This window comes from Caulobacter sp. 602-2 (assembly GCF_011043625.1).
Classification (GTDB): Bacteria; Pseudomonadota; Alphaproteobacteria; order Caulobacterales; family Caulobacteraceae; genus Caulobacter.
Genome location: NZ_JAAKGT010000013.1, coordinates 66825 through 93271, shown reverse-complemented (window position 1 = coordinate 93271; position 26447 = coordinate 66825). Strand labels below are relative to the sequence as shown.

At 69.1% G+C, this 26447-nt stretch carries 24 protein-coding genes and 1 pseudogene; 6 read left to right on the top strand and 19 right to left on the bottom strand.

The features are described 5' to 3' along the window. Positions 1-37 precede the first annotated feature (37 nt). From G5B46_RS21085 to G5B46_RS21030, 12 genes and pseudogenes are all read right to left on the bottom strand, one after another. The gene (locus tag G5B46_RS21085; RefSeq protein ID WP_165262135.1) at positions 38-1549 is read right to left on the bottom strand and encodes an alpha/beta hydrolase; all 1512 of its coding nucleotides are present in this window, start codon (positions 1547-1549) and stop codon (positions 38-40) included. A gap of 206 nt (positions 1550-1755) precedes the next feature. Beyond that, positions 1756-3675 carry a 1-deoxy-D-xylulose-5-phosphate synthase gene (gene dxs / locus G5B46_RS21080; RefSeq protein WP_165262133.1) on the bottom strand — a complete coding sequence of 640 codons (1920 nt, stop codon included), beginning with the start codon at positions 3673-3675 and terminating at the stop codon, positions 1756-1758. Positions 3676-3692: 17 nt separating this feature from the next. Further along, on the bottom strand, positions 3693-4574 hold the full coding sequence (locus tag G5B46_RS21075; RefSeq protein ID WP_058349198.1) for a polyprenyl synthetase family protein: 882 nt from the start codon (positions 4572-4574) through the stop codon (positions 3693-3695). After that, entirely contained in the window at positions 4571-4933 is a 363-nt protein-coding gene (locus G5B46_RS21070; protein ID WP_101712702.1) for a tRNA-binding protein, read from the bottom strand. The genes G5B46_RS21075 and G5B46_RS21070 overlap by 4 nt, the downstream gene beginning before the upstream one ends. Continuing rightward, complete coding sequence (locus G5B46_RS21065) at positions 4933-5187, bottom strand: exodeoxyribonuclease VII small subunit (protein ID WP_058349196.1); 255 nt, start codon at positions 5185-5187, stop codon at positions 4933-4935. The genes G5B46_RS21070 and G5B46_RS21065 overlap by 1 nt, the downstream gene beginning before the upstream one ends. Before the next feature lie 65 nt (positions 5188-5252). Continuing rightward, positions 5253-5873 (bottom strand): histidine phosphatase family protein, encoded by a 621-nt coding sequence (locus G5B46_RS21060; RefSeq protein ID WP_165262131.1) that lies wholly within the window; start codon positions 5871-5873, stop codon positions 5253-5255. Between the two features lie 41 nt (positions 5874-5914). Then, the gene (locus G5B46_RS21055) at positions 5915-6835 is read right to left on the bottom strand and encodes a histone deacetylase family protein (RefSeq protein WP_165262129.1); all 921 of its coding nucleotides are present in this window, start codon (positions 6833-6835) and stop codon (positions 5915-5917) included. A gap of 100 nt (positions 6836-6935) precedes the next feature. Further along, positions 6936-7048: pseudogene (locus tag G5B46_RS21050) on the bottom strand (hypothetical protein); the annotation flags it as partial. Between the two features lie 24 nt (positions 7049-7072). Beyond that, positions 7073-7690, bottom strand: a complete 618-nt coding sequence (locus G5B46_RS21045) for a glutathione S-transferase (RefSeq protein ID WP_165262127.1) — start codon at positions 7688-7690, stop codon at positions 7073-7075. A gap of 62 nt (positions 7691-7752) precedes the next feature. Then, positions 7753-9036 (bottom strand): nucleoside transporter C-terminal domain-containing protein, encoded by a 1284-nt coding sequence (locus G5B46_RS21040; RefSeq protein ID WP_165262125.1) that lies wholly within the window; start codon positions 9034-9036, stop codon positions 7753-7755. A gap of 266 nt (positions 9037-9302) precedes the next feature. Beyond that, complete coding sequence (locus G5B46_RS24770) at positions 9303-10241, bottom strand: EF-hand domain-containing protein (RefSeq protein WP_165262123.1); 939 nt, start codon at positions 10239-10241, stop codon at positions 9303-9305. A gap of 320 nt (positions 10242-10561) precedes the next feature. Next, positions 10562-12631, bottom strand: a complete 2070-nt coding sequence (locus G5B46_RS21030) for a S46 family peptidase (protein WP_165262121.1) — start codon at positions 12629-12631, stop codon at positions 10562-10564. Positions 12632-12868: 237 nt separating this feature from the next. Here G5B46_RS21030 and G5B46_RS21025 point away from each other — a divergent pair, with 237 nt between their 5' ends. The 5 genes from G5B46_RS21025 (at position 12869) to G5B46_RS21005 (ending at position 18411) form a co-directional block, all read left to right on the top strand. Beyond that, positions 12869-14011 (top strand): FtsX-like permease family protein, encoded by a 1143-nt coding sequence (locus tag G5B46_RS21025; RefSeq protein WP_165262119.1) that lies wholly within the window; start codon positions 12869-12871, stop codon positions 14009-14011. A 38-nt stretch (positions 14012-14049) separates the two neighbouring features. Continuing rightward, positions 14050-14787 (top strand): ABC transporter ATP-binding protein, encoded by a 738-nt coding sequence (locus tag G5B46_RS21020; protein ID WP_240903594.1) that lies wholly within the window; start codon positions 14050-14052, stop codon positions 14785-14787. A 1-nt stretch (position 14788) separates the two neighbouring features. After that, positions 14789-15781: an HlyD family efflux transporter periplasmic adaptor subunit gene (locus G5B46_RS21015; protein WP_165262115.1), complete on the top strand. Its 993-nt coding sequence runs from the start codon at positions 14789-14791 to the stop codon at positions 15779-15781. A 124-nt stretch (positions 15782-15905) separates the two neighbouring features. Further along, positions 15906-16814 (top strand): SDR family NAD(P)-dependent oxidoreductase, encoded by a 909-nt coding sequence (locus G5B46_RS21010; protein ID WP_165262113.1) that lies wholly within the window; start codon positions 15906-15908, stop codon positions 16812-16814. 307 nt (positions 16815-17121) lie between these two features. Then, positions 17122-18411, top strand: coding sequence for an outer membrane protein transport protein (locus tag G5B46_RS21005; protein ID WP_165262111.1), 1290 nt, complete (start codon positions 17122-17124; stop codon positions 18409-18411). Between the two features lie 774 nt (positions 18412-19185). Here G5B46_RS21005 and tgt read toward each other — a convergent pair. Both tgt and queA read right to left on the bottom strand, forming a co-directional pair. After that, positions 19186-20298, bottom strand: a complete 1113-nt coding sequence (tgt, locus tag G5B46_RS21000) for a tRNA guanosine(34) transglycosylase Tgt (protein WP_165262109.1) — start codon at positions 20296-20298, stop codon at positions 19186-19188. Further along, complete coding sequence (gene queA, locus G5B46_RS20995; RefSeq protein WP_165262107.1) at positions 20299-21393, bottom strand: tRNA preQ1(34) S-adenosylmethionine ribosyltransferase-isomerase QueA; 1095 nt, start codon at positions 21391-21393, stop codon at positions 20299-20301. 149 nt (positions 21394-21542) lie between these two features. Between queA and G5B46_RS20990 the strand changes: the two genes are divergently transcribed. Further along, positions 21543-22523 (top strand): endonuclease/exonuclease/phosphatase family protein, encoded by a 981-nt coding sequence (locus tag G5B46_RS20990; protein ID WP_165262105.1) that lies wholly within the window; start codon positions 21543-21545, stop codon positions 22521-22523. Here G5B46_RS20990 and G5B46_RS20985 read toward each other — a convergent pair. From G5B46_RS20985 to coaD, 5 genes are all read right to left on the bottom strand, one after another. Next, positions 22510-23082, bottom strand: coding sequence for a phosphohydrolase (locus tag G5B46_RS20985; RefSeq protein ID WP_165262103.1), 573 nt, complete (start codon positions 23080-23082; stop codon positions 22510-22512). The two genes, G5B46_RS20990 and G5B46_RS20985, sit on opposite strands and share 14 nt — an antisense overlap. 54 nt (positions 23083-23136) lie before the next feature. Further along, positions 23137-23604: a peptidylprolyl isomerase gene (locus tag G5B46_RS20980; RefSeq protein WP_165262101.1), complete on the bottom strand. Its 468-nt coding sequence runs from the start codon at positions 23602-23604 to the stop codon at positions 23137-23139. A 96-nt stretch (positions 23605-23700) separates the two neighbouring features. Continuing rightward, positions 23701-24582, bottom strand: coding sequence for a peptidylprolyl isomerase (locus G5B46_RS20975; protein WP_165262099.1), 882 nt, complete (start codon positions 24580-24582; stop codon positions 23701-23703). 15 nt (positions 24583-24597) lie between these two features. Then, entirely contained in the window at positions 24598-25443 is an 846-nt protein-coding gene (locus tag G5B46_RS20970) for a peptidylprolyl isomerase (RefSeq protein WP_165262097.1), read from the bottom strand. Between the two features lie 506 nt (positions 25444-25949). Continuing rightward, positions 25950-26438, bottom strand: coding sequence for a pantetheine-phosphate adenylyltransferase (gene coaD, locus G5B46_RS20965; RefSeq protein WP_165262095.1), 489 nt, complete (start codon positions 26436-26438; stop codon positions 25950-25952). Between the last annotated feature and the right edge of the window lie 9 nt (positions 26439-26447).

Here is a 26447-nt window from a genome sequence, read left to right as displayed (position 1 = left end):
CCCCTCACCGCTCGAGACCAGCTAGGCGGCGTCGCGATCAGGGCACCGGAACGCGGAATTTCGGCGGCGCGAGAACGACCTCGGCCGGCAGCCCTGTCATGTCTCCCGTTCGGAGATAGTCGATAAACCGATCCAGCACCTTCGGATCCTGGTCGGCCAGATCATAGATCGCCCCATGGCCGCCGCGCCTGACGACGACCAGACGGCTGTTCGGGAAATAGGGCTGGATCTCCCGCGAGTTTTCGATGGGCGTGGAGGTGTCCCAGTCTCCGTGGAGGAAGACCACCGGGATCGGGCTCATCGCCGGAAGTCGAAGCGCGTCCCCGACGTCCGGCGTGGGCCACAGCGAAACCGCGGCCATCGACGGCGCGAAACCCCAGGTTCCGAGGTATCGAACAGCGGGATCGTTGAAGAGGCGCCGGCCGCGGGCCTCCGAAACGTTCAGGCTGGTGTCGATCAAGGGGCCGATCAGCGCGGACGGCGTGGCCGCCAGGGGCCGCCGGCTGGCCGCGACCTCCTCGGCCCACGCCACGTACCGCCCCCGATGGATGTCGATGATACGCGCCGGCCATTCGGACGGGCGAGCGATGAGGCTCAGCCGGAAGTCCTCCGGGCCGAGCACGACGTCTTCGCCAGACTTGAGCCGGACGACGACCGGCGCGTTCTCGAGGCGAGCCAGGATCTCGTCGACGGCTTGCCGTAGGCCGCCCGGCGGAAGCGACGCCGCGAGGCGTGGATCGGCTTGCGCCTCCACAGCGATCCGCATCAGCGCCGCCCAGACGTGCGACGGCATGTCGTAGCCGTTGTCCAGCGGTTCGACGCCCGACAGGAGCGCTCGGCTGACCGTCTCTGGATGCAGCCGCATGACTGCGAAGCTCCACTGCGATCCGTAGCTGAGCCCGAAGAGGTTGATCCTGGCGTAGCCGAGCGCCCGACGCAGGTCGTTCAGGTCCTCGACGCACTCGACGACGGTATAGCCGGCGAGGTCATGATCAGGATAGCGGGCCAGCGCCCGGCGAACCACGGATGGAGCGGCCTTCAGTTCGTCATCCAGGCGCGCCGGCCGATCCAGCGGCTGGCCATCGGGATTGTAGTTGAAGCCCAGCCGCTCAGAGGCTCCCGATGCGCCTCGCTGGTCCATGACGACAACGTCGCCCGCACGCCGGAAACGAAGGACGTCGCCGCGCTGCCTGGCCGCGCCGAACCAGTCCAGCCCGGATCTTGTGAAGGCGTCGATATAGCTGTCGCCCGGGCCGCCCGGCAGCATGAACACCGGCGGCGTCGCCTGGGAAGCCGTTCCCTTGATCCGCATGTAGCGGACAGCGATCAGCCGGCCGCCAGGTCGGGCCCGGTTCTCCGGCACATAGATGTGGCCCAGCTCGTAGCGGACGACCGACAGGCCCGAGAGCAGATAGCGCGTGCTTGCCCTCACCTCGCCCGGGCGAGGCGGCTGGTCGACCGGCCGCCGCCCAGTGCAGCCTGCGATGAACAGCATCGCCACCAAGGCGAAAGCTGTCCGCCACCGCCTGATCCTCACATTCTTGTTCATGCAAGCCCCACACGGCGCGGGGTCAGCGCCGCCACACACGAGACCGGACGGCGCGCCCGAGCCTTGGCAGCCTACAGCAAGTTTTCCCGGCCGCGCGACGGGCTCGACCCAAGGTTAGCCGTGGCAAGGGCAGCCGAAGTTCAAAAAAGCAAAACGCCGCGACGGCGAGCGTCGCGGCGTTTGTTGTTTCACCCGGCTTGGCGGCTTTAAGCCCGCCGCCCCGCGGCGCTGACATTGTCCATGCCCAGCGCCGACAGCGCCCCGCGCAGGATGCCTTCGGCGTCGAGACCCGCCTCGGCGTACATCAGGTCGGGCTTGTCCTGGTCCTGGAACACGTCTGGCAGGCCCAGGGTGCGGATCTTCAGGCCGCGATCGAGCGCGCCGTGCTGGGCCAGGGCCTGCAGCACGAAGGCGCCGAAGCCGCCCATGGCGCCCTCTTCCACCGTGACGATGGCCTCGTGCTCGCGCGCCAGGCGCAGCAGCAGGTCAAGGTCCAGCGGCTTGGCGAAGCGGGCGTCGCAGACCGTGGCCGACAGGCCGCGCGCGGCCAGGAGGTCGGCGGCCTTCAGGCTTTCCGACAGGCGCGTGCCGAACGAGACGATGGCGACGCTGGTGCCTTCGCGGACGATGCGGCCCTTGCCGATCTCCAGCGGGTCGGCCGGCCCCGTGGGCAGCTCGACGCCAACGCCCTCGCCGCGCGGATAGCGGAAGGCGCTGGGGCGGTCGTCGATCTCGACGGCGGTGGCGACCATGCGGGCCAGTTCCAGCTCGTCGGCGGCGGCCATCAGCACCATGCCGGGCAGAGCGCCCATGAAGCCGATGTCGAAACTGCCGGCGTGCGTCGGGCCGTCGGCGCCGACCAGGCCGGCGCGGTCCATGGCGAAGCGCACCGGCAGGCGCTGGATGGCCACGTCGTGGACCACCTGGTCGTAGCCGCGCTGCAGGAAGGTCGAATAGATCGCCGCGAACGGCTTCATGCCGTCGGCGGCCAGGCCCGCGGCGAAGGTCACCGCGTGCTGCTCGGCGATGCCGACGTCGAAGGTGCGGGTCGGATAGGCCTTTTCGAACAGGTCCAGGCCCGTGCCCGAGGGCATCGCGGCGGTGATGGCGACGATCTTGTCGTCCTTGGCCGCCTGCTTGACCAGTTCCTGGGCGAACACCTTGGTGTAGCTGGGCGGGCCGGCGGCCGCCTTCTGCTGCTGGCCGGTGACCACGTCGAACTTGGCCACAGCGTGCAGCTTGTCGGCCGCGCCCTCGGCCGGGGCGTAGCCCTTGCCCTTCTGGGTGACGACGTGGACGAGGACCGGCTTTTCCTTGAATTCCCGGGCGTTCTTCAGCACCGAGACCAGGGCGTCCATGTCGTGGCCGTCGATCGGGCCCACATAGTGGAAGCCCAGCTCCTCGAAGAAGGTGCCGCCGGTGACCATGCCGCGGGCGTATTCCTCGGCCTTGCGGGCCGCGTCGCGGATCGGGGTCGGCAGCTTCTCGACCACCGTCTTGCCCAGCTTGCGCGCCTTGCGATAGGCGCCGCCCGAGACGAGGTTGGCGAGATAGGCGCTCATGCCGCCCACCGGCGGGGCGATCGACATGTCGTTGTCGTTGAGGATGACGGTCAGCTGGCGCGTGGCGTCGGTGGCCGCGTTCATCGCCTCATAGGCCATGCCCGCGCCCAGCGAGCCGTCGCCGATCACGGCCACGACGGCGTTGTCTTCGCCCTTGGCGTCGCGCGCGGCGCAGAAGCCCAGCGCCGCCGAGATCGAGGTGGCCGCGTGGGCCGCGCCGAACGGGTCGTATTCGCTTTCGGCCCGCTTTGTGAAGCCCGACAGGCCCCCGCCCTGGCGCAGCGTCTTGATGCGGTCGCGGCGGCCGGTGAGGATCTTGTGCGGATAGGCCTGGTGGCCGACATCCCAGATCAGGATGTCTTTCGGCGTCTCGTAGACGTGGTGCAAGGCCACGGTCAGCTCGACTACGCCCAGGCCCGCGCCCAGGTGGCCGCCGGTGACGGAGACCGCGTCGATCATCTCGGCGCGCACCTCCTGCGCCAGCTGTTTGAGCTCGGCGATCGACAGCCCGCGCGTCTGGGCGGGCGAGGAAACGGTGTCGAGAAGAGGAGTTTGCGTCGGCATGTCTGTAAAGAGCGCGGTCAGTTGCGGCGGTCCAGCACGAAATCAACGCTTTCGCGCAGATGATCGGCCCTGTCGCCAAAGATATCGAGGTGAGCCTTGGTCTGCGCGGCCAGAAGCTCCACGCGCTCCTTGGCGGCGTCCAGGCCCAGAAGGGTGACGTAGTTGGCCTTGCCCTTGGCGGCGTCCTTGCCGGCGGCCTTGCCCAGCAGGGCTGCGTCGCCCTCGGCGTCGAGAATGTCGTCGACGATCTGGTAGGCCAGGCCCAGGTCCTGGGCGAAGCCCATCAGCGCGGCGCGCTCGGCTTCCTTGGCCCGGCCGATGATCAGCGGGATTTCGAAGGCGAAGGCGATCAGGGCGCCGGTCTTCAGGCGCTGCATGCGCGCCACCGCGCCCAGGTCGTCGCGAACGCCCAGCAGATCGATCATCTGGCCGCCGCACATGCCGCGCGCGCCCGAGGCGATGGCCAGCTTGCGCACCAGTTCCGAACGGACGTGGCCGTCGTCGTGGGTGTCGGGGTGGGCCATGATCTCGAAGGCGGCCGTCTGCAGCGAGTCGCCGGCCAGGATGGCGGTGGCCTCGTCGTACTGCACGTGCACGGTCGGACGGCCGCGACGCATGTCGTCGTCGTCCATGGCCGGCAGGTCGTCGTGCACCAGGCTGTAGGCGTGGATGCACTCCAGCGCGCAGGCCGCGCGCAGCACCGGCCGCTCGGGCAGGTCGAACATCTTGCCGGTTTCCAGCGCGAAGAACGGCCGCAGGCGCTTGCCCGGGCCCAGCGCCGCGTAGCGCATGGCCTCGGTCAGGCGGCTTTCGGGCCCGTCGGCGCGCGGCAGCAGCTCGTCGAGCGCCACGGTGACGATGTCGGCCGCCTGGGCGATGCGCTTGCCAAGGTCGCTCAAAACAGCTTTCCCCCGTTGGGCGCCGCGCGATCCACCGTCACGAGGACGACTTCGCCCTCGTCGTCGGGAAAGCCCAGGCACAGGACTTCCGACATGAACGGGCCGATCTGACGCGGCTTGAAGTTCACCACCGCCGCCACCCGGCGTCCGACCAGCTGGTCAGTCGTGTAGTGGCGGGTCACCTGGGCCGACGAACGCTTTACGCCGAACGTCGGTCCGAAATCGATCGCCAGCTTGTAGGCCGGCTTGCGGGCCTCGGGGAAGGCCTCGGCCGAAACGATCGTGCCGACTCGGATGTCCACGCGCTCGAAATCCTCGAACGCGATCGTCGGCGACAGTTTCGGCGAGGCCTGGCCCATCAGGAGAACTCGGCCGGCTCGACGCCCGCGGCGCCGCCCTGGCCCAGGACGATCTTCTCGACCTTCAGGCGCGCGGCCTCGAGCTTCTTTTCGCAGTGCGCCTTCAGGGCCGCCCCGCGCTCGTAGATGTCGATGGAGCGTTCCAGCGGCGCCTGGCCCGATTCCAGTTCAGACACGATCTTCTCGAGCTCGGCCAAGGCCTGTTCGAAGCTCAGGGCCGAGAGGTCGTGCACGGGAGAAGCGGCGTCGGTCATTTCTACTCCAAGGAGAAGCTGGCACCCTAGTTGGCGTGGGGCCGGCGGGCAACGGCTGTGAAAGGTCAGGCGCGCTCGAAGCGCTTGACGCACCAGTACTGGAAGCCCTGGTCGAGCGTCTTCTTCAGGCCCCGCGCCTGCAGGGCGTTGCCGATCATCACGTTGAAGAAGCCGTGGGCCACCAGCAGCACGTCCCGGCCGTCCTGCGACAGGGCGATCAGGGCGTCGGCGGCGGCTTCGGCGCGGGCCTCGGCCTGCTTGCGGCTCTCCTGGCCCATGTGATGATCGAAGAACCACCACCAGAAGCGGGCGAAGAAGCCCCACTTCTTGGGCGACAGCTTGATCCAGCTGGGCCACGGCGGCGGCGGCAGCGGCGCCTCGATGAACATCGCGTCGCGCGGGAAGTCGCGGCCGCCGGCCACGGCCTGGGCGGTCTCGATCGAGCGCCGGCGAGTCGACGAAACGATCACCTGCGAACGCGCGGCGATCTCCAGCAGGCAGTCCGGCGGGGTCTGGCCGGGCAGCAGGCCGCCCTCCTCGTAGCGCGCCCACCAGTCGCCATAGGTCCTGGCGTCGAAGCGCACCTTGCGCGAAAGGGCCGGTTCGCCGTGGCGGGCCAGGACGATGGCCCCAGGCGGGCGGACCACGCTCGAGGCGGTCTGGTCGGCGGTCGGTGCGTCGGCCATTTTCCTCGGCGACCCGGCGGCCGCTGACGCGGGACCGGGCCTCATCCTTCCTGAAGCGCTCTGACATGCGCCTTGGCCGAACGGCCGAGCGCTTCGAGGTCGTACCCGCCCTCGAGCGAGGAGACAATACGCCCTCTGGCCCGATGGTCGGCCACCGACACGATCGCCCTTGTGGCCCAGGCGAAGTCCTCGCTGCGAAGGCTTTGCGAGGCCAGCGGATCGCGCTCGTGGGCGTCGAATCCGGCCGAGACCAGCACGAGGTCCGGAGCAAAAGCGTCGACTCGCTCCATCAGCCCCTCGAACGCCCGCCGCCAGGATTCGCGCGGCGCGCCGGGCGCCAGCGTGGCGTTGACGATGTTGCCGACGCCCGTTTCCGACGGATCGCCGGTGCCGGGATAGAGCGGCGACTGGTGGATCGAGGCCACCATCACCGTCGGGTCGTTCTCGAACGCGGCCTGGCTGCCGTTGCCGTGATGGACGTCGAAATCGACGATGGCCACGCGCGAGAGGCCGCTGGCCTGGGCCACGCGGGCGGCGATCGCGACGTTGGAGAACACGCAAAAGCCCATGGCGATGGCCGGCTCGGCGTGATGCCCCGGCGGCCGCACCGCGCAGAAGGCCCGCCTGCCCTGCCCCGCCGCCACCTGCCGCACGGCCGCGACAACCGCTCCTGCGGCGCGACGCGCGGCGGCCAGGCTGCCGGTCGACAGCACCGTATCGGGGTCCAGCGCATGGATCCCCGCGTGCGGCGCGGCGGCGAAGATCGAATCGACGAACGCGGCCGGATGCACGCGCCGCAGGTCGGCCGGATCGACCATCGGCGCCTCTAAGGGCTCGAGATCGAGGCCCGCCTCGTCCTCCAGCGCGTCGATCACCGCCTGCAGCCGCGCGGGACTCTCCACGTGCCCGGGACCCGGCCGGTGGTCGAGCATGTCGGCATGGGTGAACAGCGAGACGGCCATGGAACGAGGTTATGCCAGATGCGCCGAGCGAGCCAAGCGGGGCTGGGGGCTGTTCATCGGCTCCCAACCAACGGTCGTCATCCCGGAAAGCGCGTAGCGCTTATCCGGGACCCAGGGGACTGGGCGCTGCAGGTAGATCCTCCGCCCCGGCGCCGGCCGATGCGGTGCGGCCGCCCCTGGGTCCCGGCTCTGCGCTTCGCTTCGGCCGGGATGACGAACCTGGGATGCGCCCCTCCCCTAAACCCCCGCCTTCGCCGCCGGCCGGGCGTTCATCTCGTCCAGCCAGCGCTTGACGTGCACCAGCTCCGGATCGGGCCGGAACCTGGCCATCCGCGCGAAGTCGATGCCCGTCACGGCCAGGATGTCGGCGATGGTCACCCGGTCGCCGGCGATGAACGGGCTCTCCGCCAGCCTGCGGTCCAGCACCTTCACCCCCTTCTCGGCGGACGCGCGGTTGCTGGCGGCCACTTCCGGGATCTGGGTCTCGATCGCCGCCAGGGCCGGATGGCTGTGGCGCACGGTCAGCATCAGCGGCGTGGCCACCAGCATCTCGGCGCGCCTGGCCCACATCTCGATCACCGCGACCTCGCGCGGGTCGACGCCGAACAGGTTGGGCTCGGGATAGACGCTTTCCAGATAGCGGCAGATGGCCACCGACTCGGTGATCGTGGTCCCGTCGTCCATCTCCAGGGCGGGCACGTTGGGCAGCCCCGTCCTGGCCAGGTAGTCGGGCGTGCGGTGCTGACCCGTGAAGATGTCGACCTCGACGATCTCGACGTCCTCGATCCCCTTCTCGGCCATGAACCACCGCACCCGCCGGGGATTGGGCGCACGCCGGCTGTCATAGAGCTTCAACGAAAAATCCTCCCGGTTTTGGCCGGGAGGATCGTTGGTTTTCGCTGCGGAAGGAAAGGGCCTTACAGCCCGAACAGCACCCGCGGCATCAGGCCGATCAGCGAGCCGGTCAGGCAGGTGGCCAGGAAACCGGCCATCATCGCCTTCCACACCAGGCTCAGCACTTCCTGGCGACGCTGGGGCACCAGCACCGAGAAGCCGGCGACGTTCATGCCCACCGAGCCGATGTTGGCGAAGCCGCACAGGGCGTAGGTCATGATCATCCGCGAGCGCTCGTCGAGGCTGGCCGCGCCGGTCTTGGCCATCTGGATGAAGGCGGTGAACTCGGTGAGGATCAGCTTGGTGCCCAGGAGGCCGCCGGCGCTGCCGGCTTCCTTCCAGGGGATGCCCATCGACCAGGCCAGCGGCGAGAAGATCACGCCCAGGCCGCGGGTCAGGCTCAGCGGCTGGCCGCCGATGGCCGGCAGCATGGCCAGGAACTTGTCGAGCATGGTGGCGAGCGCCACGAAGACGATCAGGGTCGCGCCGACGTTCAACGCGATCTGCAGGCCGTCGGTGGTGCCCTTCATGACGGCGTCGATTGAGCTGCCGTAGGTCTTGTCCTCGGCGGCCAGGTCCAGGTCGCCGCCCTTTTCCATCGGATCCGACGGCACCACGATGCGGGCCAGCAGCACGCCGGCCGGGGCCGAGATGATCGAGGCGGTCAGCACGTGGGCGGCGGCGTTGGGCAGCACGTCGGCCAGGATGGTGGCGTAGGCCACCATGGTCGAGCCGGACACGCAGGCCATGCCGACCGTGATCAGCATGAAGAGTTCCGAGCGGGAGAGCTTGTCGAGATAGGCGCGGATGAAGATCGGGCCTTCGATCTGGCCCATGAAGATGGTGGCGGCGGTGGCCAGGGCCGGCGGGCCGCGCAGGCCCAGCGTCTTCTGGAACACGAAGCCGAAGCCCTGGGCGGCCCACTTCAGGATCTTCCAGTGCCACAGCAGCGCCGACAGGGCGCAGACCACCAGGATCACCGGCATCACGCGGAAGGCGAAGATGAAGCCCGCGCCCGGGTTGCTGACCGGATAGGGCTGGTCGCCGCCGGCCAGGAAGCCGAACACGAACGCCGTGCCGGCCTGGGTGGAGGCGCCGAGGCCCTCGACCGCGCCGTTGACGCCGCGCAGCATCTGCTGGGCCTGCGGCAGGCCGAACAGCAGCACCACCAGGCCGACCTGGATGATCAGGGCGCCGATGGCCAGCACCCACGGGAAGCGCTTGCGGTTTTCGGAGACGAGCCAGCAGAGGCCCAGGGTGAGCGCCAGACCCGCGAGGGCCTGAACGTTCTCAGGACGGAAAAGCAAGACGGCAGAACCTTGAATTGTGAAGCGACGCCCCCGCGACGCCGACCAAGGGGCCAGTTTGTCCAACACAAGCGCGCCGGGCGCAAGCGGCTTGCTTAACCTTCGGCGTCGCGGGGGCGCGTGCTCGTTCGGCGAACAGTTGGCCGCTCACCTGAAGCACGCCTCAAGCTCGTCATCCCGGCCGAAGCCAAGCGCCTATCCGGGATGACGATCTGAGCGGTGGATGGGGAAATGGCCGCAAAGCCCTTGCTCCGCAGCCATTATCCCTACGCCGCGATGCTCACCGACGAGGCCGAGCTGACGCCCTCCCCGCTGGCGGCGCTGCTCGTGGCGGCGTCGGCCAGTTGCTGCAGCAGCTTCTGCATCATGTCGGACGCCAGGGACGAGCTCGACAGCGTGCTGGCGAGGGTCGAGGTCGTGTCGGCGGAATCCGAGGCCTGCTTCAGCATGTCCGCGAACTCCTGGCCCGACAGGCCCCCGTCGCCGTCCGTGTCCGCCGCCGAGATCAGGTCGGAGGCGGCGCTGGCCGCATCGGTGCTGTCGGTGTTGGCCGCGGCCAGTTCGGCGGCCGAGATCGTGCCGTCCTGGTTGGTGTCGAGGCTGTCGAACACCTGGCTGACGCCGCCGCCTCCGCCGGCCCCGCCGGCGCCGCCTTCACCACCGCCCGACGGCGGAGGTCCGGGCGGCGGACCGCCCATTCCGCCCGGGCCGCCGGGGCCGCCCGAGGCCTGGGCCAGGGCCGCGAACTCGCCGCCGGTCAGCACCCCGTCGCCATCGCTGTCGCCGTCCGAAATCAGGCTGCTGACCGCCGAGGAGACGTCGTCCGACTCGCCGAGCGCGTTGGTCAGGGCCGAGGTCAATTCGTCGGTCGAAAGCGCGCCGTCGGCGTCGGTGTCGAGGCTCTCGAAGATCCCCTGCCCGCCGCCCATGCCCTGGGGACCGCCCATGCCCGGCATGCCGCCTTCCTGCATCGAAAGCAGCGAGCCCAGGGTTTCAGAGCTGAAATTCTCGCCGCTCGAGCCCTGCGAGCTCATGGGCGGCGGAGGCGGCGGCGGCGGCTCGCCGCTGCCGACCTGCATTTGTTGCCCAGCGGACGCGCCGCTGGATGACGAGGCGGCGCTGGCCGCCGACGTCGTCTGGGAGCCGCGCATCGACTGCAGCAATTGCTGCATGATCGAGGTGCTGCTCAGGCTGGAAACGCTCAAGGCGATGTCTCCTGGAACCGGTGATGCGCATCAAGGCGCGGGCGTTACGCGCGCCCTTGCCCTGGGCGCACGCCGGATCCAGCGAAAAACATTCCACATTTCGGGATGTTACGGCGCTGAAATGCGAGCTTCTCCAGTCCTTCTCCCCTTGCGGGAGAAGGTGGCGGCCGCAGGCCGACGGATGAGGGGTCGCGCTAACGAAAAACGCCGCGACAGCGGATCGGCTGTCGCGGCGTCTTGCTTTTGAGAGACCCCTCACCCGATCCCCGCTTTCGCGGGGACCACCCTCTCCCTCAAGGGGAGAGGGACGAGGGAAAGGATCACTTCCCGGCCAGTTCCTTCACCAGGGCGTCGCGGCCATAGACCTTGGTCAGCGCCTCGGTGATGGCGGCAGTCGAGACCACGACGGTGCGGTTGATCGAGCCGTCATAGCCGAAGGCGCCGCCCAGCGAGTGGATGTTGCCGTCGAAGGCCGCGCCGATCACCCGGCCCTTGGCGTCGATCACCGGCGAGCCGGAATTGCCGCCGATGATGTCGTTGGTGGTGACGTAGTCGTAGACCGTCTTGAGGTTCAACTTGTCCTTGGCGGCGATCCAGCGCGGGGCGGCCTCGAAGGGCTCGGCGCCGGTGACGCGGTCGTAGAAGCCGGCGAAGTCGGTGAACGGGGTGATCGTGCGGCCGCGATGGGTCCAGCCGGCGACCTTGCCGTACGACAGGCGCAAGGAGAAGGTGGCGTCCGGATAGACGCTGTCGCCCAGCACCGCGAAGCGGGCCTTGGCGATGCGCTCGGCCGCCGCGTCGGTCGGGGCGGTGACGCTGGCCTCATAGGCCTTGCGCAGCTCACGGCCCTGGCCTTCGGTCTTCAGCACGAACTGGATCATCGGATCGTCCGAGGCCTGGATGGCGGCCAGCCCCCCGTCCCACAGCGCCTTGCGCACGGCCGGGTCGGCCAGCTTGCTGCCGGCGACCAGACGGGCCGACAGACCCTCGGGGCTTTCCTTGCCCAGCAGCAGCTTCACGGCCGGGGCGTCGGCGGTCAGGTACTCGCGGGTCTTCAGCAGCCAGTGCTCGAGATAGAGGCGCTCCAGCGGCGCATCGACCGGACGCACGTCCAGCAGGCGCTTTTCCAGCAGCGGCAGGCGGGTGTCGGCATATTCCGGCAGGCGCTCGGCCGCCGGCTTGGCGCGTTCCTGGGCGCCGCGCACCAGGGTGCGGGCGTAGCCGTAGAGGTCCGAACCGCCGCCGGCGGCGCTTTCCAGCTGGCGCATCGGCACGAACTGGTCGGCCACGGCCAGCTGGGCCTTGTCGATCTCGGCCCACGGGTCGCCGATCTCGGCCGACAGCTTCGGATCGGCCGCCACCTTGGTCTTCAGGTCGGTCTCGGCGGCGCGCTTGGCGTCCATGAACGTCTTGTCGTTCAGCACGAACTGCTGGCCGAAGAACACCTTGTAGCTGTTCTCGACCCCGGCCAGCGGCTGGTTGGCGATGCGCTTGTTCTCTTCGGACTGCTCGCCGAACTGGATCAGGCGGCCGCGCATCTCCGAGCGCTGCAGCTGGCCGATCGGGATGACCAGATCGCGGTTGGTCTCCAGCTGCGAGACGGTCAGCTGGCGCTGGGTGGTGCCCGGGTTGCCGGCCACGAAGGTCGGCTCGCCCTCGACCGGAGCGGTCGCGCGCCAGGTCAGGTGGTTGGGGGTCACGGCCGGCTTGCCGTCCTCGTACAGGCGCAGGAAGGCGCTATCGAGGTTGAAGCGCGGGAAGTTGAAGTTGTCCGGATCGCCGCCGAAGAAGGCCGTGGCGTATTCCGGCGCGAACACCAGGCGCACGTCGGCGTAGCGGCGGTACTTGTAAACCTTGTACTGGCCGCCGCGGTAGAAGCTGATGGTCTGGCAGCGCAGGGTCTTGTCCTGGCCGCAGGCGGCCAGTTCGGCGGTGGCGAAGGACGCGTCGCGCGCCTTGACGAAGTCCTGGCCGGTCTTGCCCGCGCCGGCGGCCTTGACCTGGTCGGTGACGTCGGTGATCGACAGCAGCACCTCGGCCTGCATGCCCGCGCACTTCAGTTCCTCTTCGCGCGCGCCGGTCAGGAAGCCGTCCTTGACGTAGTCCTTGCCTTCGCTCGACAGCGCCTGGGTGCAGTCGGCCACGCAGTGGTTGTTGGTCAGCACAAGGCCCTGCTTGGAGACCACCGAGGCCGAGCAGCCCGTCGTCAGGCGCACGGCCGAGGCGCGCACGGTGTCGAGCCACTTCTGGTCGATGTCGACGCCGTAGGTCTGCTTGACCTTGGCCGAGGGGAAGTTGTCGAAGGTCCACATGCCCTCGTCGGCCTGGGCCGCGCCGGCGGCGGCGAACGAGAGAACCAGGGCCGAGGCGGCCAGCGTCAAAGTCTTCATGAGTCGTCCTTGCACGGCGCAACGCCGTCGTGGCGTACAATGTAACAGCCATAGCCAAGCCAGGCCGGCAGAGCCACCCCTGTTTCGCCACGGCCGTTTCGGCGGTCGGGCTCTCGACGCAACAAACGTGCGCCGCGATCACATTCCGTCGAAGAGTTCCGTCTTACCCCGATTTAACTTGGCCTAAGCGGGTCTGCGCTGCTCTTGTGCAACCGTTGATTGGGGGAGCGTGTCGGCATGTCGCTGGCGTTGGCCACACTGTTGTACGAATGGCGGCGATACCTGGCGGCGATCATCGCGCTGGCCTTCTCGGGCCTGCTGGTGCTCGCCCAGGTCGGCATGTTCACCGGCATCGGCAAGGCCTTCACCGCCACCATCGACCGCTCGCCGGCCGACATCATGGTGCTGGGTCCCAAGGCCGAAAGCCTGATGAACGGCGGCAACGGACTGCCGCGCCGGGTCATGGCCCAGATGTACATGCACCCCGAGGTGGTCGAGGTCGCCGACCTCGACGGCGGCGGCGGCCTTTGGACCAACGATCCGCCCCCCGGCAAGAAGCGCGTGCGCGAGTGGATCCAGACCTCGGCGGTCGACACCCGCAGCGACGCGGTGACCTGGCCGCGCGACTACAACGAGAATATCCGCGTAGCGCTGCTGGAGCCCTATTCGGTCGCGATCGACCGCACGGGCATGGCCAAGCTGGGCATCCAGAAGCTGGGCGACCGCGCCGCCATCAACGGCAAGACGGTCTATGTCCGCTACATCCTCGACGGCTATCCGAACATGATGCAGCCGACCATCGTGGTCTCGCGCGACACCCTGCGCCTGCTGGGCCAGGCCTCGACCGGCAGCCGCGTCGGCCCGCTGATGGTGCGCATCCGCGATCCGGCCCGCGCCGAGATCGTCCGCGACCAGCTGAACGCCACCTCCGACAAGGCCTATCGCGCCTGGACCCGGGCCGAGCTGTCGGAAGCCAACGACGGCGCGATGATGAAGGAGAGCTTCATCGGCATCATGCTGGGCTTCTCGGTGTTCCTGGGCCTGTTGATCGGCGTGGGCATCACCTCCCAGACCCTGCGCGGCGCGATCCTGGCCAACATCAAGGAGTTCGCCTCCCTGCGGGCGCTGGGCGTGTCGATGGGCTCGCTACGGATGATCGTCATCGAGCTGGGCTTCTGGACCGGCGTCGCGGGCCTGGCGGCCACCGCCGTGCTGGTCGGCGCCGTCGCGCAGCTGGCCAAGATGGGCGGCCTGCCGATGAGCTTCCCGATCCCCATGGTGATCGCCTCGGCCGGGTTCCTGATGCTGATCGCCATCGTCTCGGGCCTGCTGGCCCTGGGCATCCTCAAGAAGAGCCAACCGGCGGATCTGCTGCGATGAGCCAATCCCCCTCCCCCCTCGTCCCGGACCAGTCTTCGATGGGCAAGACGGCGATCGTCGCCAAGGGCCTGCAGAAGCGCTTCAAGACCGGCCGCACCTATATCGAGGTGCTCAAATCGGTCGACTTCGACGCCCTGCACGGCGACGTGACCATGGTCATGGGCCCGTCGGGCTCGGGCAAGTCGACCCTGGTGGCCTGCCTTTCGGGCCTGCTGCGGCCCGACGAGGGCCGGGTCAAGGCCATGGGCCAGGAGATCTGGTCGCTGCCGTCCGGCCGGATCGACAAGTTCCGCCTCGACAACTGCGGCTTCATCTTCCAGGGCTTCAACCTGTTCCCCGCCCTCACCGCCCTGCAGCAGGTCACCACCGTGCTGAAGTACCAGGGCTACGACGTGGCCGAGGCCAGGCGCATGGCCATGGTCGCGCTCGACGAGGTGGGCCTGGGCCACCGGGTCAACCAGCGCCCGTCCGAGCTGTCGGGCGGCGAGAAACAGCGCGTGGCCATCGCCCGCGCCCTGGCCAAGCAGCCCCGCCTGCTGTTCGCCGACGAGCCGACCTCGGCCCTCGACGGCGAGAACGGCCAGATCGTCACCCGCCTGCTGCAGCGGGCGGCCAAGGAGCATGGGGCGGCCGTGATCTGCGTGACCCACGACCACCGCATGGAATCCTTCGCCGACCGCGTCATCCACATCGAGGACGGCCGCATCCTCGACGACCGCCGCGTCACGTCGCAGCCCGCGCCCGCCGCGGCCGACCGTCCTCTCATCGGAGCCTGAGATGCCCGCCCTGTTCCGTCGCCGCCGCTTCTGGCTGATCTCCGTCGGCGCCCTCGCCATCCTGGGCGGAGGCGTCTGGTACAGCGGCCAGGCCAAGGCCAAGAAGGTCGAGGCCGCCAAGGTCGCCGCCGCCACGCCCGCCACCCCGTACGGCGCCGTCGCCGACGGCAAGGCCGACGTCGAGGGCGGGGTGATCTCGGTCGCCGCCCGCCGCCAGGGCATCGTCAGCGAGGTCTACGTCCAGGAGGGCGACACCGTCCGCAAGGGCCAGCCGCTGGCCAAGCAGGAGGACGACGACGTCCGCCTGGCCGCCGAGACCGCCGCGGCCAACCTCGCCCAGGCCCGCGCCCAGATCCGCGTGCTGGAGGTGCGCAAGGCCACCGCCCAGCGCGAGTTCACCCGCCTGCAGGGCCTGACCGCCTCGAACTTCGTGGCCGGCCAGCGCCTCGACCAGGCCCGCGACGCCATCGCCGGCGCCGACGCCGAGCTCGAGGCCCAGCGCGCCATGGTGGCCACCTTCGCCGCCCAGCTGAACCAGGCCCGCTACAACCAGGAACTGACGGTCATCCGCGCCCCGGCCGACGGCCGCATCGCCCGCCGCTACGCCAATCCGGGCTCGGGCGCCTCGACCCTGAACGTCACCTCGATGTTCGACCTCGAGCCGGCCACGGCCCGCATCGTCCGCGCCGAGATCAGCGAGTCGGCCATTCCGTTCGTCGCCATCGGCCAGTCGGTCGAGATCATCCCCGAGGCCGACCAGAAGAAGACCTACACCGGCAAGGTCCTGCGCCGCGCCGCCGTGTTCGGGGCCCGCAAGCTGCAGTCGGACGATCCTTCCGAGCGCACCGACGCCCGCGTGGTCGAGGTGGTGGTCAGCGCCGACGACACCCCCTTCCTGATCGGCCAGCGCGTGCTGGTGAAGTTCATGAAGCCTGGCCAGGTCGCCGGCGCCAAGCGCACCGGCCCGCAGGCCGCCGATCCGCCCAAGACCTGATCGCGGCCGAGGGGAGGCCCCGCCTCCCCTTCCCGCCCCACACCCCTTCCCGCCCTTGACGCCCCCTCCTCCCGGTCGCACAAACGCGTCAAACCAAACGCGCGTTTGAGGGAGATCTACGGGCATGGCGGACGACATTCGCTTCGACGGTCAGGTGGCCATCGTCACGGGCGCGGGCGGGGGCCTCGGCCGCCAGCACGCCCTGGAACTGGCCCGTCGCGGCGCCAAGGTGGTGGTCAACGACCTGGGCGGCAGCGTCGACGGCTCGGGCGGCTCGTCCGACGCGGCCAAGGCCGTGGTGGCCGAGATCGAGGCCTTCGGCGGTCAGGCGATCGCCCACGGCGCCTCGGTGACCGACGACGCCGGCGTCGCCGACCTGGTCAAGACCACCATCGACACCTGGGGCCGCATCGACATCCTCGTCGCCAACGCCGGCATCCTGCGCGACAAGACCCTGAGCAAGATGGAGCTGGCCGACTTCGAGGCGGTCATGCAGGTGCACGTCTTCGGCACCTTCAAGCCGATCAAGGCCGTGTGGGACATCATGAAGGCCCAGAACTACGGCCGCATCGTCGTCACCACCTCGTCGTCGGGCATGTACGGCAACTTCGGCCAGTCCAACTACGGCGCGGCCAAGATGGCGGTGCTGGGCCTGATGAACACGCTGAAGCTCGAAGGCGCCAAGAACAACGTCAAGATCAACGCCATCAGCCCGGTCGCGGCCACCCGCATGACCGAGGGCCTGATGCCGCCCGAGATCCTGGCCAAGCTGAACCCCGAATACGTCACCCCCGGCGTCGTCTACCTGGTGTCGGAAGACGCCCCCACCGGCGCGATCCTGACCGCCGGGGCCGGCGTCTTCGCCCTGGCCCGGATCTTCGAGACCGAGGGCGTCTATCTGGGCGAAGGCGGCCTGTCGGCCGAAGAGGTTCGCGACAGCTGGGAGGCCATCACCGCCGAGCCCGGCCAGCAGGCCTATTTCAACGGCGGCGAGCAGGGCCAGAAGTTCTTCCGCAAGTTGGCCGGCGGCTGATCCAAAGGTCGCGGGCGCCGGAACATCCGCGCCCGCGATCGCCACAATTGACGTAAATTACAAAAATCTGCACCTGCGAGAATTGAGGCGAATACAAGTCTTTACCTAAGGGAAGCCTCGCGTTTTGACATAACGCTGAATGAATAGAGGCTAAAAAGGCACGATTTCTTTGACGCCGAGAACAAAATTCACCGTTACGCGAATAAATAGCAACGGTTTTTGAAAAAGTGCGTTAGAGCCGGCGGCAACCTCCAGCATCGCAAGGTGTTGGATGGACCTAACCTCCCCAAGAAGGTCTGTCAGTCACATGGCTCTCTCGCGTAAAGTCCTCGCCGCCGGTGCGGCCCTCGCCGCCCTCGCCGCCGCTTCGCAAGCCTCCGCCTCGGGCTTCTATCTGCAGGAACAATCGGCCCGCGGCGCCGGCCGCGCCTATTCGGGCGAAGTCGCCGACAGCGGCGCCGCCAGCCTGTGGTGGAACCCCGCCGCCATCGCCGGCGTCGAGCACGCCGAAGTCTACGGCGGCCTGCACGCCGTGCTGGTGAACTCCAAGGTCGCCAACAAGGGCTCCACCATCACCCGTCCGGTTCCGATCACCACCCCGGTGGGCGGCACGGGCACGGCCACCGACGTCATCAATGACGGCGTGGTGCCCAACTTCGCCGGCGCCTGGCGCCTGAACGACAAGATCGTCGTCGGCCTGTCGATGGCCGCGCCGTACAACTTCACCACCGAGTACGAAGCCAACAGCTGGGCTCGCTACGACGCCATCAAGTCGCGCCTGACCACGGCCGACCTGCAGGCCACCCTGGCCTACCGCGTCAACGACAAGCTCGACCTGGGCGTGGGCATCAGCGGCGTCTACGCCGACGCCGAACTGTCGAACGCCCTGCCGAACGCCTCGCCGCTGCAGGCCGACGGCCGCCAGGAACTGACCGGCGACGGCTGGGGCTACGGCTGGACCGTGGGCGCCCAGTTCCACGCCACCCCGGCCCTGACCTTCGGCGCCAGCTACCGTTCGAAGACCGAGCACACCCTGAAGGGCGACGTGGCGGTCTCGGGCATCCTGGCCCCGCTGCCGACCACGGCCAACCGCACGGTCGCTGGTGAAGCCACCATCACCACCCCGTGGATGGCCAGCCTCGGCGCCCGCTGGGCCGTGACCCCGAAGACCACCCTGAACGCCCAGGTCAGCCGCGTCGGCTGGAGCGAGTTCGACGCCATCCGCGTCACCTTCGCCGGCGGCGGCTCGGTCAGCGAGCAGGACTACAAGGACATCACCACGGTGGCCCTTGGCGTCGATCACCAGCTGACCCCGCGCCTGACCCTGCGCGGCGGCGTCCAGAAGGACCCGACCCCGACCCCGGACGAAGGCCGCACCGCCCGCGTTCCGGACGGCGACCGCATGCTCTACGCCGTCGGCGCCACCTGGGCCGCCAAGCCGAACCTGAACCTCGACATCGCCGCGACCTACATCTCGTTCGACGATTCCGAGATCCACCGCACCGACGCCACGGCCACCGGTTCGTCGGTGACCCTGAACGGCCTGGCCACCGGCCACGCCACGGTCCTGTCGACCGGCGTCCGCTGGACGTTCTGAGCCTTCTAGGTTCCTGAACACGGAAAGGCCGCCTGGATCGCTCCAGGCGGCCTTTTTGTTTTGCCCCCCCCGGGGGAGGTTCCTGGTTATGGGGATAGAGCAGCGTGGGTCCCCGGCGTTCAGCGAAAAGTCCTGAACGTGATCAACCACTTGCAACTTTCTCAGCCTCCCCAATCAGACGCGGTGAATCCCGCCGCATAATCAACGTGTCCCGTCGCAGGGAGAGGGCGCAAGGATCCGGCCCGAAGCGTGCGGCGGTGATGCGATCGAGCGGGGCTGAAGGCGCGGCGTGAGCCGGGCCTGAAGGCATAAATGAGGATGGGGGACGTAAACCCGTCCATCGGGGGCTTGCCTGACTAGGCTCCCGCCCGCCCAAGGGTCCGCGCCGCCATGCACGCCTGGCCGCCAAGAAACGGGGCGCACTGCATGGGGAAGGGGTAAAAGGCGGAAGAGGCCTGCGCGCCCCGGCCTGAGGAACAACGATCGCGCGGGGCGTTCCAGCTTCGTCGAAACGGTACCTAGAACTCACACATCCGGGCGAGGCCCGGACGCCCCGCGCCCTCTCCATCAACTTCCGTGGTTTCCACGAGAGGCTGAGAAGCCGTGCGTCCTTCGAGGCTCGCCTTCGGCTCGCACCTCAGGATGAGGAGCTTGACTTCCTCATCCTGAGGCGCCCGCGCAGCGGGCCTCGAAGGACGCAAGGCGCCAGCCAAGATCCTCCCCCTCTGGGGGAGGTGGTCCGGAGGACCGGAGGGGGTCTCGCCGACGGCGAGCCTAGCCCTTCTGCCGGGCCGCGAAATCCCGGCGGAACTGTTCGAACCGCCCCTGCGCGATCGCATCCCGCATCGCCGCCGTCAGGGCCTGGAAGAAGGCGATGTTGTGCCACGACAGCAGCACCTGCCCCAGGATCTCCTCGGCCTTGAACAGGTGGCGCAGATAGGCCTTGGAATAGTCGCGGCTGGCCGGGCAGTCGCTGGTCTCGTCCAGAGGGCTCTCGTCCTCGGCGAAGCGGGCGTTCTTGATGTTGATCGCCCCATCCCAGGTCCAGGCCTGGCCGTGGCGGCCCGAGCGGGTCGGCAGCACGCAGTCGAACATGTCGACGCCGCGATAGACGGCTTCCACCAGGTCGATCGGCTTGCCCACGCCCATCAGGTAGCGCGGCCGGTCGGCGGGCAAGAGGCCCGGCGCGTAGTCCAGCACCTCGCACATCGCCTCGTGCCCCTCGCCGACCGCCAGGCCGCCGATGGCGTAGCCGTCGAAGCCGATCTCCTGCAGGCGCTCGGACGACTCGCGGCGCAGGTTCTCGAAGGTCGAGCCCTGCTGGATGCCGAACAAGGCCTGCGTATCGCGCGTGCCGAACGCGGTCTTGGAGCGCAGGCCCCAGCGCGCCGACAGCTCCATGCCCTCGCGCGCCCTCTTCTCTTCCGCCGGCCAGGCCACGCATTCGTCCAGTTGCATGACGATATCGCTACCCAGCAGGTCGGCCTGGATCTCCATCGACCGCTCGGGGGAAAGCACGTGCTTGGTCCCGTCGATGTGGCTCGCGAAGGTGACGGCCTCTTCGGTGACCTTGCTGATCCCCGACAGGCTCATCACCTGGAAGCCGCCGCTGTCGGTCAGGATCGGCTTGTCCCAGCGCATGAACTTGTGCAGCCCGCCCAGGCGCTTCACCCGCTCGGCCGTCGGCCGCAGCATCAGGTGATAGGTGTTGCCCAGGATGATGTCGGCGCCCGTGTCCTTGACCTGGTCGACCGTCAGGGCCTTCACCGTCGCGGCCGTGCCCACCGGCATGAAGGCCGGCGTGCGGATGTCGCCGCGCGGGGTCTTCAGCACGCCCGTGCGGGCCTTGCCGTCAGTGGCTTTGATCTCGAAGGGGAAAGCGGCCATCTAGACGGTCTCGGTTTCGGCGCGGAACAGCAGCGAGCCGTCGCCATAGGAATAGAAGCGGTAGCCCGTCGATATGGCGTGCTCGTAGGCCTCGCGCATCGTCTTGCGGCCGGCGAACGCGCTGACCAGCATGAACAGGGTCGACTTGGGCAGGTGGAAGTTGGTCATCAGCACGTCGACCGCCCGGAAGCGGTAGCCCGGCGTGATGAAGATCGCCGTCTCGTCGGCGAACGGCCGCACCACGCCGTCCTCGCCCGTGGCGCTCTCGATCAGACGCAGGGACGTGGTGCCCACGCACACGATGCGGCCGCCGGCCGCGTGCACGGCGTTGAGGGCGTCGGCGGTCTGGGCGGTGACCTCGCCGAACTCGGCGTGCATCTTGTGCTCGGAGACCTCGTCGGTCTTCACCGGCAGGAAGGTGCCCGCGCCGACGTGCAGGGTCACGAAGTGCAGGGAAACGCCCTTGGCCTTCAGCGCCTCCAGCAGCTGCGGAGTGAAGTGCAGGCCCGCCGTCGGCGCGGCCACCGAGCCGTCCTCGCGGGCGTAGACGGTCTGGTAGTCGGCGCGGTCGCGGTCGTCCTCGGCCCGCTTGGCGGCGATATAGGGCGGCAGCGGCATCATGCCGTGCCGGGCGATGCCGACGTCGAGCTCGGGCCCGGACAGGTCGAAGGCCAGAACCACCTCGCCGCCCTCGTGCTTCTCGACGACGGTGGCGTCCAGGCGCTCCTCGGCGCCCTCGGCGGCGAAGGCCACGCGGTCGCCGGCCTTCAGCCGCTTGCCCGGGCGCATGAAGGCGCTCCAGCGGTCGGGCGCGATGCGGCGGTGCAGGGTCGCCTCGACGGCCACGGGCGTGCCGTCCGCGCCGCCGGTCGTGCGGCCCTCGCGCAGGCCCGACAGGCGCGCGGGGATCACCCGGGTGTCGTTGAACACCAAGGCGTCGCCGGGACGCAGGAAATCGGGCAGGTCGCGGACGATGCGGTCCTCGAGGCCCTGCCCCGGGCGCACGACGAGGAAGCGCGCGCTGTCGCGCGGTTCGGCCGGGCGCAGGGCGATGCTGTCGTCGGGAAGATGGAAGTCGAAGTCGGAAAGGCGCATGGGCCGGCTTCAAGGCCACGAAGGGGGCGCAAGGTCAAGGCGCGGCGCGGCCGCATGGGCGCCGCGCGGCTGCGCAATCGCCCTTCCCGCGGCCTTCGAACCGACGCCGGCTTACACGACCGTCGCCTGGCCGTGCTAAGGGGCGAGCCATGCAGCTGATCTTGCACCTCGCCCGACTGTTCTTCCGCGGCACGGCCCTGGCGCTGGTCCTGCTGGCCCTGGCCCTGGGCCTGGCGGGCCTCGGCGGCGCCTTCAGCGATCGGCTGGACGTGGCCAACCATTTCGCACCGGTCTGGCTGGTCCTGGGCCTGGCCGGCGCGCTTCTGGGGGCGATCGTCTCGCGCCGCGGCGAGCGCTGGGCGATCGTGGCCATGGGCGCTCTGGCGATCCTGGCCCACGGCGGCCTGATGGCCCCGGAGCTGATCGCGGCCCAGACCCGCAAGCTCGATCCGGGCCCTGCGACGCTGAAGGTCATGCAGTTCAACGTCTGGGCCTCGAACGACGACCCCAGCCAGGCGCTGGAATGGGTTCTGGCCGAGGACCCCGACATCCTGTTCGTCGAGGAAGGCGGCGGCGAGGCCTGGCCGCTGATCAGCCACCTGCGCCGGCTCTATCCCTTCGTCGTCTCCTGCGTCGGCACGAACCGTCCGTGCGACAGCTGGATCTTCAGCAAGAAGCGCATGGTCGCCCGGGGCGGGATCTATGACCGCGAGCGGCCGCTGTCGGTCGCCTGGGCCACTCTGGCCGATCCGAAGGGGCCCTTCACGGTGGTCGCCACGCACTATGTCTGGCCGATCCCGGCCGGCGCCCAGCAGGCCCAGAGCCGCCGCCTGGCCGCGATGCTGGAGGGCTTCGACAAGAAGGCGATGATCGTCGCCGGCGACTTCAACTCCACGCCCTGGTCGTGGAGCCTGCGCCGGCAGGACAAGCGGTTCGGGCTGGAGCGCCGCACCCTGGCCCTGCCCTCCTGGCCGTCGGGCTCGTTCATCCGGCTGGTCAAGGCCCCCTTCCCGCTGATGCCGATCGACCACGTCTATGCGGGCCGGCAGTGGAAGACGGTCTCGGTGCGGCGCGGCCCGCACCTGGGCTCGGATCACCGGCCGGTGGTGATCACGCTCAAGCGGTCCTGAGGCTGTCGATCTCGGCGGCCAGGTTGCGGCGCGCCGGAGCGTCCAGCGCCTGGGCGAAGGCTGGATCGGGAAACAGCGTCGGCGCGGTCAGGAAGGCCTCCAGCACCCGCGCCCGGCCGGCGCGATAGACCTCGTCCGGCACGGCCGCGTACTCCTCGCGGATGGCCTGGGCGTAGGCGGCGTAGGCGGCGGGCTCGGCGCCCAGGATCGACAGGTCGATCGAGACCATCAGCGCCCCCAGCCGATCGCCGGCCTCGACCGTGTGGCCCTTGGTCAGCAGGATCAGGCGCTCGACCTCGGCGATGTCGGCCTCGGGCGCTCCGGCCGCGGCCAGGGCCTGGCGGGCCAGGTCGGCGCTGCGGGCCTCGTTGTCGGGACGAAGCGGATCGTAGACCGCATCGTGCCACCAGATCGCCTGGACCAGCAGGCCGCGCTCGCGATCGTCCAGGCCCGGCGTCGCCGCCAGCCTGGCCAGGCAGTCCTCGATGTGGACCAGCGTGTGATAGCGCCGGTGCGGCTCCAGATAGGCCTGGCGTGGCGGCTCGGGGCGAGCGGTCATGCGGTCTCCAAGGAAAAAGGGCCCCTCCGTTTCCGGAGGGGCCCTTTCCTGGACTTAGGCGTCGGCGGCGATCTTGGCGCTGACGATCTTGCCCGGCGCGCGCGGCGGCTCGCCCTTGGGCAGGCTGTCGACGTGGTCCATGCCGTCGGTGACCACGCCCCAGACGGTGTACTGCTTGTCGAGGAAGGTGGCGTCGTCGAAGCAGATGAAGAACTGGCTGTTGGCCGAGTTCGGATCGGGCGTGCGGGCCATCGAGCAGACGCCGCGGACGTGCGGCTCGGCCGAGAACTCGGCCTTCAGGTCGGGCTTGGACGAACCGCCGCGGCCGGTGCCGGTCGGGTCGCCGCCCTGGGCCATGAAGCCCGGGATCACGCGGTGGAACACCACGCCATCATAGAAGCCCTCGCGGACCAGTTCCTTGATCCGCTCGACGTGGCCCGGAGCCAGGTCGGGACGCAGCTTGATGGTGACCGGACCGGTCTCGAGCGTCAGGATCAGGGTGTTTTCGAGGTCAGCCGACATGGTCGTCCCTTCGGTACGGGGTTTGGCGAGCCGAGCCCGCCGGGAGAATTGAGTCTGGCGCTCTTTAGCCCGCCGCAAAGCGGCTGTGAACCGCCGTCACTGAACGCTGACGGGGACTTCCAGGTCGCAGACCGAAAAATCCGCGCCCTTGGCCCGCCGCACGGCGGCGATCTGGTTGCGGAACCACGGGCTGTTCGGGTCGATCACCCGCACCTTGGGCCGTTCGGCCTGCGGGATGTCCGACAGCAGGCGGACCTTGGTCATCTCGTCCTGCGGGTCGGGCACCGGCTCGCCGGTCTTGATGGCCCGCACCACCTCCAGGCCTGAGATCACCCGGCCAAAGGCGGTGTAGCGTTTGTCCAGCGACGGGTACGGCTGGCGCATCAGGAAGAACTGGCTGTTGGCGCTGTCGGGCGCGTCGTCGCGGGCCATGCCCAGCACGCCGGGGCAATAGGTCCCCCAGGCGGCGACCTTCTTGTCGCTGGTCATGCTGCTCCAGCTCAGGGCCTGGCTGACCACGGGCAGCGACTTCAGGAGGCCCACTTCCGTGCCGGCCGGCGAGGCGGCGACCACGAGCGGCAGGGCCTGGTCGCGGCGGAAGGTGAACTCGGCCTTCAGGTTGGGCTTGTCGCTGGCGCCCTGGCCGGTGTCTTCCGGGTCGCCGGTCTGGGCCATGAAGCGGTCGATGACCCGGAAGAAGGTGCGCCGGTCGTAGACGCCTTCGCGGGTCAGCTCCTGCAGGCGCGCCACGTGGGCGGGCGCGACCTCGGGGACCAGCTCGACGAGGATCCGGCCCTTGGTGCTGTCGATGACCATCACCGTCTCGGGCGCCGGCGTGCGCCAGTCGGTCTCGCGCGGGCCGGCGGGCGCTGCCACGGCGGCGGCCTTGGCTCGCTTTCCCTTTGGGGCGGCCTGCGCCGCCGGAACGACCGCCGCGGCGGCCAGGAGAGCGACGGCGGAGACGATCGGCAGGCGCATTCAGTCGACCTCGGCTTACTTGCTGACCTTCGCGGGTACTTCCACGTCGCAGATGTTGTAGCCGGCGCCAAGCTCGGCCTGCTTCTTCTTGACCAGTTCGACGAAGGCGGCGCTGCGGGTGTCCATCACCTGCACGGTCGGGCGCTTGTCGGCCGGGATGTCGGCCAGGACCTTCACGCTCAGCATCTTGTCCTGCGGATCGGGAACCGGCTCGCCGGCCTTGATGGCGCGCACCACATCCAGGCCCGACAGCACGCGGCCAAAGCCGGTGTAGACCTTCTCCAGCGACGGGTAGTGCTGGCGCATGAAGAAGAACTGGCTGTTGGCGCTGTTGGGGTCGCCGGCGCGGGCCATGCCCAGCACGCCGGGGCAGAAGTTGGCCCAGGTCTGCACCTTGCCGTCGGCCGTCATCGCCGCCAGCATCGAGGACTGGCTGGTCACGGCCAGCGGGCCGACGAAGCCGGTCTCCAGCGAGCCGATCTTGCCGGTCGGCGTGAACGAGCCGCCCGAGCCGGGGCGGCGGAAGGTGAACTCGGCCGTCAGGTCGGGCTTGTCCGAACCGCCGGTGCCGTCGTTCTTCGGGTCGCCCGTCTGGGCCATGAAGCTGTCGATGACGCGGAAGAAGGTCAGGCCGTCGTAGAAGCCGGCGCGGGCCAGCTCGCGCACGCGCTCGACGTGGCCGGGCGCGGCCTCGGGCACCAGCTCGGCGACGATGCGGCCCTTGTTGGTCTCGACGACCAGGACGTTCTCGGGGTCGGGCGTACGCCATTCGCCGCCCTGGGCGGCGACTTGAGCAGAGGCGGCCGAGGCCGAAACGAGCGCCAGGGCGGCGACGCCGAGAGCGCGGAACGCAGACTTCATGGATTTCCCCGAACAGATCTCGTCGCCCCGCGTAGAACGGGCGGAGCGGAACCACAAGCGTCGTCGATGATTTCGACGACTTGTGGGCGATCGCGACACCGAACCCTTCCTGGTTGCGGGTGTTGCGGCGCCGGCGCTGGCCCCCTCCGGCCCTCCGTCCAATACGCTCCCCCTGAAGGGGGAGCTGTCGGCGAAGCCGACTGAGGGGGAAAGGGATTGCTGCGCTGGGGCTGAACAGACCTCATCAGGAACTTCCCCCTCCGGCCCTTCGGGCCACCTCCCCCTTCAGGGGAGGGTCTTGATCGGCGAACCTCCCCTGAAGGGGAAGGCGATCGCGCAGCGATCGGTGGGGGGAGTTGGAGGAAAACGGCCAGCGCCCCGCAAGCTGAGAACTTCCCCCCACCGGCCTTCGGCCGCCTCCCCCACGGGGGAGGTTCCTTCGGGGTTGAGATCGCGGCGCCCTCTCCGCCCCTTCGGGCCGCCCCCCTAAGGGGAGGACCTTGAGGTCAGCGGGCCTTGATCTTGGCGATCAGGTCGGTGGCGACGCCCGGGCTGACGAACTTGCCGACTTCGCCGTCGAGCGAGGCGATTTCCTTGACCAGCTTGGAGGCGATGGCCTGGTGGCGCGGGTCGGCCATCAGGAAGACGGTCTCGATCTCGCGATCCATCTGCTGGTTCATCGCGGTCATCTGGAATTCGTACTCGAAGTCGGCCACGGCCCGCAGGCCGCGGACGATCATCTGGGCGCCGACCTCGCGGGCGAAGTGGATCAGCAGGCTGTCGAACGGCCGGACGTCGATCACGGCGCCGCCCAGGTGGGCGGTCTCGCGCTGCAGCATGGCGACCCGCTCGTCGAGCGAGAACAGGGGGTTCTTGCCGATGTTCACGGCTACCCCGATGACCAGCCGATCAACCAGCTTCACCGCCCGACCGATGATGTCGAGGTGGCCGTTGGTGACCGGGTCGAACGTCCCGGGATAGAGACCGATGCGCATGAAACCCCC